This is a genomic window from Microvirga tunisiensis, assembly GCF_009296175.1.
Lineage (GTDB): Bacteria > Pseudomonadota > Alphaproteobacteria > Rhizobiales > Beijerinckiaceae > Microvirga > Microvirga tunisiensis.
The window spans coordinates 1-9,606 of record NZ_VOSK01000245.1; the positions used below are offsets into that span (position 1 = coordinate 1).

At 56.7% G+C, this 9,606-nt stretch carries 8 protein-coding genes; 4 read left to right on the plus strand and 4 right to left on the minus strand.

Translation table 11 applies throughout. From position 1 onward, the window contains the following. Window positions 1-105: 105 nt before the first annotated feature. Complete coding sequence (locus FS320_RS48595; protein WP_338105577.1) at window positions 106-291, minus strand: hypothetical protein; 186 nt, start codon at window positions 289-291, stop codon at window positions 106-108. 22 nt (window positions 292-313) lie between these two features. Between FS320_RS48595 and FS320_RS48600 the strand changes: the two genes are divergently transcribed. Then, window positions 314-478 carry a hypothetical protein gene (locus tag FS320_RS48600; RefSeq protein ID WP_244627533.1) on the plus strand — a complete coding sequence of 55 codons (165 nt, stop codon included), beginning with the start codon at window positions 314-316 and terminating at the stop codon, window positions 476-478. Between the two features lie 737 nt (window positions 479-1,215). Here FS320_RS48600 and FS320_RS31955 read toward each other — a convergent pair. Together FS320_RS31955 and FS320_RS31960 are read right to left on the minus strand one after the other, a co-directional pair. Continuing rightward, window positions 1,216-2,325 (minus strand): TAXI family TRAP transporter solute-binding subunit, encoded by a 1,110-nt coding sequence (locus FS320_RS31955; RefSeq protein ID WP_162003386.1) that lies wholly within the window; start codon window positions 2,323-2,325, stop codon window positions 1,216-1,218. Window positions 2,326-2,693: 368 nt separating this feature from the next. Then, on the minus strand, window positions 2,694-3,536 hold the full coding sequence (locus tag FS320_RS31960; RefSeq protein WP_152716470.1) for a hypothetical protein: 843 nt from the start codon (window positions 3,534-3,536) through the stop codon (window positions 2,694-2,696). A gap of 510 nt (window positions 3,537-4,046) precedes the next feature. Between FS320_RS31960 and FS320_RS45400 the strand changes: the two genes are divergently transcribed. The 3 genes from FS320_RS45400 (at window position 4,047) to FS320_RS31975 (ending at window position 8,111) form a co-directional block, all read left to right on the plus strand. Further along, on the plus strand, window positions 4,047-4,883 hold the full coding sequence (locus tag FS320_RS45400) for a hypothetical protein (RefSeq protein ID WP_153885353.1): 837 nt from the start codon (window positions 4,047-4,049) through the stop codon (window positions 4,881-4,883). Between the two features lie 115 nt (window positions 4,884-4,998). Further along, window positions 4,999-6,711 carry a type I secretion system permease/ATPase gene (locus FS320_RS31970; protein ID WP_152716471.1) on the plus strand — a complete coding sequence of 571 codons (1,713 nt, stop codon included), beginning with the start codon at window positions 4,999-5,001 and terminating at the stop codon, window positions 6,709-6,711. 122 nt (window positions 6,712-6,833) lie between these two features. Continuing rightward, window positions 6,834-8,111 carry an HlyD family type I secretion periplasmic adaptor subunit gene (locus tag FS320_RS31975; protein WP_244627534.1) on the plus strand — a complete coding sequence of 426 codons (1,278 nt, stop codon included), beginning with the start codon at window positions 6,834-6,836 and terminating at the stop codon, window positions 8,109-8,111. Between the two features lie 33 nt (window positions 8,112-8,144). Here the strand turns inward: FS320_RS31975 and FS320_RS31980 are convergent, their stop codons facing one another. Continuing rightward, window positions 8,145-8,942 (minus strand): response regulator transcription factor, encoded by a 798-nt coding sequence (locus FS320_RS31980; protein ID WP_244627535.1) that lies wholly within the window; start codon window positions 8,940-8,942, stop codon window positions 8,145-8,147. Between the last annotated feature and the right edge of the window lie 664 nt (window positions 8,943-9,606).

A 9,606-nucleotide genomic window follows, 5' to 3' on the forward strand; every position in this document is an offset into this window, starting at 1 on the left:
GATCGAAGCAGTGCACGTCACCAAAGGGAGACAAAAAGGTCTACGCGTCAAAGTGATAGACCATCAGCGGGGGCTCTTCGAGCAGACCTCATGAACCAGGGGGCATTATGAAGCGGGATCCAAGTAGCGGGACAGGTCAGCATCAACCACATCGGTGTAGCCCCGGCAGATCAGCCGGTGCACTTCCTTGACCGCATCCACCGCCCCACGTGCAGGGCGATAGCCGTAGGCATTGTCCTCGAAGTCGGCCTCGAAGATTGGCTCCAGCACGAGTTTGACGGCGGTTTGCACGACCCGATCCCGGATGGTGGGAATGCCGAGCGCTCGCTCGCTCGCCGCCGTCCGGTTTTGGAATCGTTACCCGCCGTACCGGATCGGGCTGGTACGTCTTCGAGACCAGTTCCTCGCGCAACCCCACCAGCCAGGCTTCCAGGCCTTGCGCCTCGATCTGCTCGAAGCTCATCCCGTCCACCCCTGAAGCACCCGCATTGGCGCGGGCCAACCCGTAGGCGTGACGCAGGATGTCGTTGCGACAGATCTTGTCGTGAAGCCCATAGAAGCGGAAAGCGGGTTGCGCCTTCGCCTTGCAAGAGAGCTTTCTCTGAAGGATCCGGATCTTCTCAGGTGTTCCTAGACTCATCGTCAATCACCCTCACCTCACCATCGTCGAAAGCGCACCAGAAGTCAGGGTCCTTTGCTCCGCCGGCATGACCCAGCCTCAACGCTCGTATGACCCTGTCCGACTCCCGCCCTGGCCGGCGTCTGACAACACCGTTGAGGCCGCTACCCTCGCGCAGGACGGGTCTCCCCCGATGACCCGCATCACCCTTCCGACGTGCCGTGCCCACTACCCCGGCGGATCGAGCAGGTGCATGTGTCGATTGCTTCCCCGCTCGCGCGGCCTTCCCCACATGGCAGGAGGGTCGGCATCCGCATTGTCACGCTCATAGCCTGCTCAGGCTTCACTCACGTTACGGCCCATCGGATTGCTCAGCCGCCTTCCAGCGACCTTTGTCACGAGGCTCCGGCCCGACCGGTTGCCCGACCAAACCGCTCGTCAGCTACCAGATCAATCGACAACTCTCTGGGTGGAATCTTCCTCCACTGGTGATCCGCGCCTTCGGGGCGCACTGCCAATAGCAGACAATTCAGATCGAAGCTCTCATTGGGATGTACGTCTTTGGCACATCACAGTGCTATTGAACCTGCAGCCATTCAGTCGAGTTGTGAACCCGAGGTCGGCGAGGGCGTAATCTTCTCCCGTGCTCTCTGCCAGCCAATGAAATCTTGGTAAAGACGCTCGCCTAATGCTGTTGAAATTGGTGTGGAGCAGACGCCGCTTGCCACGATTAGCCTCTCGAATGCACGCTGCTCATCGGCTTGCTGAGCCCTCTTATCGAGTAGGGTTTGTGCTGGCTCGAACCGCTGCCAACCGGACTCTGGCTGCAGATTGATATCGCCCTGTTGGAAATCTTGGCCAGACTGCTTCAATTCATCAAGGAACGTATCAATGACTTCAGCTAAACGCTTCAATTTCCGGTAACGGATGCTACCCTCCGGCCAACCTCTAACCGCGAGAATGCGGCCGACCTCTATAGTGCCGACCTGTTGCCCCATTTCAATCAGATGAGGATATTCGTCAGCTGTAAATTGACCCGCGCGATAATGTGACGCGCCATCTTCGAGAGCGATCGGAAGAAGATGAAAGCGACCAGATGAGGGGAACGCGAGAACATCGGTTGAAGGATGTGATGCAACCAGTATCGAGGCTTGGATTTCACCCGACTGAAGGCGTTGGTATGCGGTGTCTTGATCGTACGTCGTGAACTCTGGCTTGATTCCGATCTTTGCGAACATCACGCTGGCCGTCAGGTGGGTTCCGCTCCCAGGCTGATCGATATTGACCTTGCGGCCCTGAAGCTGGCGGATATGGGTGATGTCGCGTGGTGCCAGAATATGAACTGCTTTGCTCGAAACCTGAAAGAGATAGCGCAGCCGCTTGCGAGCCGCCGCTTGAGCATAGCCTTCTAGTCCCTCAAGGGCATCTGCCTGCACAATGGCAGTGTCGATATCGGTGCGGTGGAGGAGGCTCAGGAGATCTTGAAGAGGCCCCTGGCTGGCGATAGGGCGCAAGCGCATCTGACTGTGGCTCAAGATCTCGGATAGGCCATCGAGCGTGCGCGAATAGGTACTGTTTACCTCGCCGGAGATGACACTGACGGTGTTCTTGAGGGTCTGGTCCGCCACTTTCAGTGTTGGGATCTTCTCGAGTGGCGATGAATGGTCAGGGACGTGATCTTTCGATCGCTTGACGACAGGTGCCATAACGGATGTCTGATTGGAGCATCCTGCCAAAGTGAAGCAAAGACCTATAAGGACAAGTACACTTACACAACGAAACATGACAGTGCTCCCGAAGGTCCCAGCCCTGACCGTTTCTCAGGCGATTCTGATACTTGCCTGCAGCATCGGTCTACGGTGCCGTGCTAATGACCTGCGTTTTACTTCCGCTATGATTAATTTATTAAGAGAGCTTTAGCCGCAGCAGTACATCCCCACGGATTGGGCCTCTCAAAGAGACGAATGTTGCAGCGTGAAAGAGTGGGGGCGATTCCGCTTTGCAACATCGAAGGCTCAAGATCTTATCCCGCCTGAACCCATAGAGCTTCAATTTAGAGCAGGTCAGTGAACATTTATGTGAGATGGGCAAGATCATAGGTCAGCATCGCTATTTCATAACCCAGGTCCATACTGCCACGGCCACCACCATCCACCATGTCGCTCAACCAATCGCTGGGAGGGTGCAACTCTCCCAGAGGCCCTGCAGAACTGATAGCCGATCCGCCAATGGCGATGTTGATGGGTGCGTAAACTGAGAGATCGTTGTCGTTCATGACGCCAACGAAGACGCCGTCACCTCCATTGCCGGAGGCGCCTCCACCGGTATGAACAGTGTCTGCATGCAGGAGAGACCACAATCCTGAGCCTCCGACGGCTTTGTTATCGCCGCCGCCACCGCCGCCAATTCCGGCAACCTGACTTGCTCCTTGGTCGAAGACGACGGAATTATACTGGGTCGCCGTTACGCTGCCGCCAAAACTGATTGCAATATTGACAGGAGCATAGATCGCCACGTCCATATCCAACATAGCGCCGAAAAAGATGCCGTCCCCGCCATCACCGGCATGTCCGGCGCTTCCGAAGAAAGATGCCGTCCCCGGATGTAAGACTGCAGGACCGCTATCAGGCGCCTCGCGGCTGTGGGTTGTGTTCCCCATGGCAGCAGTGCCTCCACCTCCAGCAACGTTGCCGAAGCCGCCTCCCCCGCTTACTCCGCCGATCTGGCCCGCATCAAGGTTGAAACCGACAGCATTGCTCTGAGTAGCTGTCGCCTCCCCCCTATATGCGCTGATTGCGATGTTGAGCGGGGTATAGATGGCGACGTCGGAGTCCACCATTGCGCCGATGAATGTCCCGTGACCACCACTTCCGGCAGATCCCCCGACAGTCGGCAGAGTACCAATGTTATCGGCCATGTTCTCAAAAGCATGGTTTGGGACCTCCGCCTGCCAGGGAGTAAGATCATATCCCTTGCGGGTGTCATATCCCGTCCGAATGTTGTCTCCCGTGTCAGGATCACTGTGCTGGTAGGTAGAGCCGGGCCCATCAGCTGAGGATGCGCCATGATTGCCGAGAGGGCTGACGCCGCTCGGAGAAAAACTCGTTTCGCCCAGCCGGAATGCATCATCTCTTCCACGCCGAAGCAACATCGTCTGTCTCTCGACTAGGGCAGTAAATCTGCCGACCCGCAATAATGACCCTGTTCAGTCTGACCTAACTCAGCAGGAAACCCGAGAGCGCAATTCGGGTGCATTCTCATCCTATCGGGTGCCCCACCTTTGAAGGTGCAATGAAACTTTCAGGTCACGTATGAGCATTCAAAGTGATCACTACAACCGATAGGCGAACAACTTCATAATCACACCGTGGCGTGATTCCCTTCCGGAATCTCGCTGTTCTCGGCAAACGATCACAAGGAGGCAGCAATGCCATCATGGTATCCGAGTTTAGATGCGTCCGACACGATCAAGTTCGATCATATCGATACTAGCGGCGGAGAAGCCGGCAACGGCGGCGCCGGCAAGAATTGGGGAGACCAGAACGACAACGATACGGCAGTCTTCAAGTCGGACAATTATGCCTATGGCGCTCATATCAAGGCGGATGTCGGCGATACCGTTGACGCCTACGCAAAATGGGATGCCGACGGCGGCGATGGCAAAGGGATTGGCAAAGGCGGCTATGGTGGCGACGGCACCGGAGGCTATGGCGGCAAAGGCGGCTATGGTGGTGATGGTGGTGATGGTGGCAAGGGGGGCTACGGCGGCGACGGCGGCAAAGGCGGCGATGGCGACAGCGGCGGGGGTGGCTATGGCGGCAAAGGCGGCAAGGAAGCCTACGGAGCTAAAGGCAGCGACGGTGGCGATGGCGGCAAAGGCGGCGATGGCGGCAAAGGCGGCTACGGCGGCTACGGCGGCGATGGCGGTAAAGGTGGCTATGGCGGCTATGGTGAAGGTGGTGACGGTGGCAAAGGCCACGGCACAGGGACGGGCGGCTGGGCCAGCAACAAGGGCGACCAGGATATTGAGACCGGTGGCAACACCGCACATTTCAATGCTCCAACAACGGCCCTGCAGAAGAACTTCGCGTATTTCGACCAAGGCGCTCATCAGGTCGCCGGCGTCGGCGGCGATGGCGGACACGGCAACAGCGCCGATGGCGGGCCAGTCGTGTTCGCCCTGACTCATCCGACATCATTTGAGGTCCACAATGTGGTGAGTGAGTACACCGGAAGCGATCATTATCCGGACGCGCACGCATAATGCTTTCGTCTCTGGGATCCGGCGGCACGCCCGCCGGATTCCTTCCCTTCGTGCCGCGCATACCCGAACGAGCAAGCCCACAGAGAACGTGAAGCGCGAGTTGTGATTTGTTACAATGACCTCAGTCGATAGAGCTATCCGGCAGACTCCTCTAGAAGCCGCCCTGACAGCGTGTACGAGTTCGTTTCTTCTCGTGTTCGCTTACAGCTGCGGCTTCAACCTGCTTCTTCTGGCGCCGTCAATTTATCTCCTCCAGGTCTATGATCGGGTTCTTTCAAGCCGAAGCGTTGACACCTTGGCGATGCTGACTTTGATCGTCTGCCTGGCGGTTCTTGCCGGCGCTCTCCTTGATACCGTGCGCCGCGCGGCGCTCACGCGCGTTGCTACCTGGCTGGACGAGCGGCTTCGTCCCGTCGTTCTATTGGCAGCGTTCGAATATGCCTCTCAGCCCAATTCTGGCCGAGCAAACGAAGCCTACCGTGATCTCGGGACATTGCGCCAGTTCATCGAATCCCCGATTGCGATTCTGCTGTTCGATCTGCTCTGGGCTCCGCTCTTCCTCAGCGTCCTCTTCCTGCTCGATCCGCTTCTCGGCGGAATCGGCACCGCCTGCGCAATTCTGCTATTCGGGTTCGCACTCTTAGGAGAGATTTCTACCCGGAGGCCCCTTGCACAGGCTGCAATCGCCCAAGCCAGGAGCGTCAATCACCTATGGCATGCGCTCAACAACTTCCACATCATGCAGGCTTTCGGGATGGTCAATGGAGCAATGCGACAGGTCTATAATGACGCTGAAGTGGCCAAGACCGCGTTCCAAGCGGCAACACGTCGGACAGAGCGGATTCAGGCTCTGGCGCGGCCGACAAGGGCACTGGCACAAGTTCTCATCATGGGAGCGGCGACGTGGCTGGTGCTTGAAGAGCAGCGGAATCCAGGCATTATTTTTGCCTCGAGCCTTCTCTTCGGAAGAGGGCTAGCGCCCATCGAAGGGGTCGCGGGCGGCTGGAGGATGATCAGTTCCATGCGCGACGCTTATAGGCGCCTCGACGAGATTTTGGTCACTGCTCCGGCCACGCAGCCGCACAGACTGAAGCTCCCTGAGCCCGTTGGATATCTATCTGTATCCGATGTCAGCTATCGCCCTCCCGGGGGTAATGCGTTCGTCTTGAAAAGCGTTTCCTTGCGCCTCCTTCCCGGCGAATGCCTCGGCCTGATCGGGCCGTCCGGTTCAGGCAAGTCAGTTTTAGGGCATCTCATTGCCGGGTTGTCGAATCCGGCCCTCGGCTGCATCACGCTCGATACCATACAAGTGGCCACATGGCGGCGAGCAGCACGAGGATCTTGCGTCGGCTACTTGCCTCAGGAGATCGAGCTTGTCGGGGCTTCCATCGCAGAGGCCATCAGTTGCCTGACCGATCCCGATCGGGCTGAGGTCGTCAAGGCTGCACAGATGGCGGGTATGCACGAAATCATCATGCGCCTTCCCAGGGCTTACGACACGGAGATGAGCGAGGCGGCCTCACGCCTCCTTCTAGGACAACGCCAGCGCTTAGGGGTTGCGCGAGCGTGCTTCGGACGCCCACGACTTGTCGTCCTCGACGAGCCTAATGCGCATCTGGATCACAAGGGCGAGCAGATCCTGTTCAATGCTATCGAGAGCCTCAAAGCCGTCGGAACAACGATCATCGTGATTACTCACCGCACGGGAATCCTGCCCGTCACGGACAAGATTGCAATTCTGGAGGACGGAATGCTTAGCGCTTTCGGCAGAAGCCAGGACATCTTCGAGCGTTATCTGCGCTGCCCCCAGATCAAAGTCTCAAGATAGGAGCATACAGGATAAGAGCGCCATAATGCCAAAGGGACAGATTCATGCCCGAAGACACTGACCTTCCCGCGCAAGCCCTAGTCTGGCAACCTCCTCTGGTCCCACCAACTCCTATACCGCGCATGCGTGGTGTCATCAGGACGGGGAACATGCTCCTCTTTGGATTTCTCGGCATCCTCGGGGGCTGGGCCGCCTTTGCGCCTCTGGAGAGCGCCGCCATTGCGCCCGGCTTGGTGGAGGCGGAATCCAGTCGCAAAGTTATTCAGCATCTGGAAGGTGGAATTATCAAAGAGATTCTGGTCAAGGATGGCGATAACGTAAAAGGCGGGCAAGTTCTCGTCAGGCTGGATCAGACCAGAGCCTACGCAGAGCGCCAGAGCTGGTCCGAGCAGTATTGGGATGCAAGAGCGCGAGAGGTGCGCCTGATTGCCGAGAGGGACGATCTGAAAGGGATCGCAATCCCCAGTGAAATGGAAGCCGCTCAGGCAGATAGTCCATCGGTTGCAACAATCATAGCTGGCCAGCAGAAAATCTTTCAAACTCGTCTGCAGGTGCTTCATTCTCAGGCGGCCATTATCCGCCAGCGTATCTCGCAGGTCGAAGAAGAGATTGTCGGACTTCAAGCAGAGGGAGCGGCAGCAGCAAAGCGAGCAAGCATCATCCGCGAGGAGAGAGCTACCGTGGCCTCCCTCGTTGACAAAGGGCTTGAGCGCCGACCGCGTCTCCTCTCACTCGACCGGGAGATGGTTGAAGTCGACGGGCGTAAGGGCGAAGTGGCGGCCCAGATCTCGCGCGCTCGCCAAGTCATCAGCGAAGCGCAAGCGACTCTCATCAAGCTCGAGAGCGACCGTCAGAACGAGATCGCACAATCTCTCAGGGAGACGCAGAGCCAGATTGCTATTCTGTTTGAAAAGATCCGGGCCGTGGATCATCAGCTGTCGCGGACGGACGTGAAGGCACCGGAGGAAGGCGTGATCACTGACCTTAGAATCCACACGACTGGAGGCGTGGTCGGCGCCGGAGCCCCCTTGATGGATCTCGTCCCGAAGGATGACCGGCTTATCATTACTGCGCGGCTCAGGCCCGAGGACATTGACGTGGCTCGTCTTGGGCTCAGCGCTGACATTCGCCTCCTGCCCTATAACCAGCGTCGCATTCCGGTGATTTCAGGTACGGTCATTTATGTCTCAGCCGATCGTTTGGCTGATAAGCGGACGGATCAACCTTATTATGCCGCAAGAATCCGCATCGACGACCCGCAGCTAGTCCGAGCCAGTGGAGTTGATATGGTTTCCGGCATGCCGGTCCAGGTTTTTATCAAGACCGGACGGAGCACAGTGGCTCTCTATGCCTTGAGGCCACTTCTCGACAGCTTTAATCGTGCATTCAGAGAGGATTAAGAGCATGCGGATTGAGACGGAGCATTGGTCTGCCTAGCCGCCCCCGTTGATAGATCTCAACTGCTGGGAAAGAATGACGGCTTCTGTCCGATTGGTGGCGTGCAGCTTACGCATGATTCTTCGAATGTGAGCCTTCACAGTGTTTTCCGAAAGATTGAGGTGGTGGGCAATCCATTTATTGGGATACCCCTTCTGAAGGGCCGCCAGGACCTCCGCCTCGCGGGCCGTAAGAGTAGACATAAGGCCGATTTCTGCTTGCCCGTTTATGGCATTGTCCCCGGATAGGTCCCGTGATTGTTGCAACCGTTTCGGGGAGAGCGATAGCGCACCATGGAACCCTGCAAAAGACGGGTTCCTAACCATTCCCTCGCGAGACTGAGAACCTTCGTTCATCTGACGGGGAAAATAATTGCCGCCTGCCATGACGAGTTGCACGGCGGCGACGGCGATCTTGAGCGAAGCCGTAATTGGGATGACGCCCTGCGCGCCAGACGCAATCGCGATCTCTATGTCGGCAGGATCATCGCAACTTGCAATGACGATGACGGGTGCCTGAGGGAAATGTTCTGCAATGGTCCTGATGTCGTGAGCCATTCTCTCGTGCGGGACAGGCTGTGATTTGACCTTGAAGATCACCAAGGCAACTTCCATCCCAAGGTGATGAGCAAGATCCGCTACGGAACCTGCGCCGACGAGCATGGTTTGAGAGAATATGCTCCTCATTGCCTCGATGAGGCATTCCCGGGCTAGCAATTCGTCATCCACGACCAGGATAATGTCCTGAGCTGTTTCATCCGACTGATAAGCGACTGATGAATTTAACACAGCCATGGCAATCCTCTGGTTTACCCGACTCATCCGATCTTGTTCGGTGGAGTATCTGCATGGCATCAGCCATGTCACTGAACCGGCTAACGTAACGCGGGCAGATGTGGGTCCGAACAAGTACTCTTCGTCAGAATTGAGAGGTTCCGCGCAGTAGATACAAATAGATTATATTTCGAGTGCATCATAAGTGGTCAATCTTGGGTAGCATTTGTTCAGAATATCCTTAACGCTTGGTAGCTTTTGCACAGCTTTTAGAAAAGTATCGCAGGATATAATCCATATTCCTGAATGTATTCTTTATCACATGTCTAATATACCTTTTAAGGGTTTATGTTCGAACGATCAACGGATTCTATAACCTTAGTTCTAGGTTCGCGAGGTGATGCGAAACTCTGAACTCCACTCCCGCTAAATTGACTGGAATCTCACGCAGTGAGGGCAACCCATCCAATCGCTTTTTCCAACTCTTCTCTGCGGAAGGGGTCGAATAAACATATGCGACAGGAGGCAGCTATGCCCGCGAACCAGTTTCGATTCGTTCATACGATCCGAACGCAATCGAGCAACTGGGTCAGCAGTGCTCTCACGTCCCGGCGGAGGGCTGCGCAAGGGAATGACATGACGGATCTCCAAGCTGCCGTCGTGAACGATGATGCGGTCGATGACC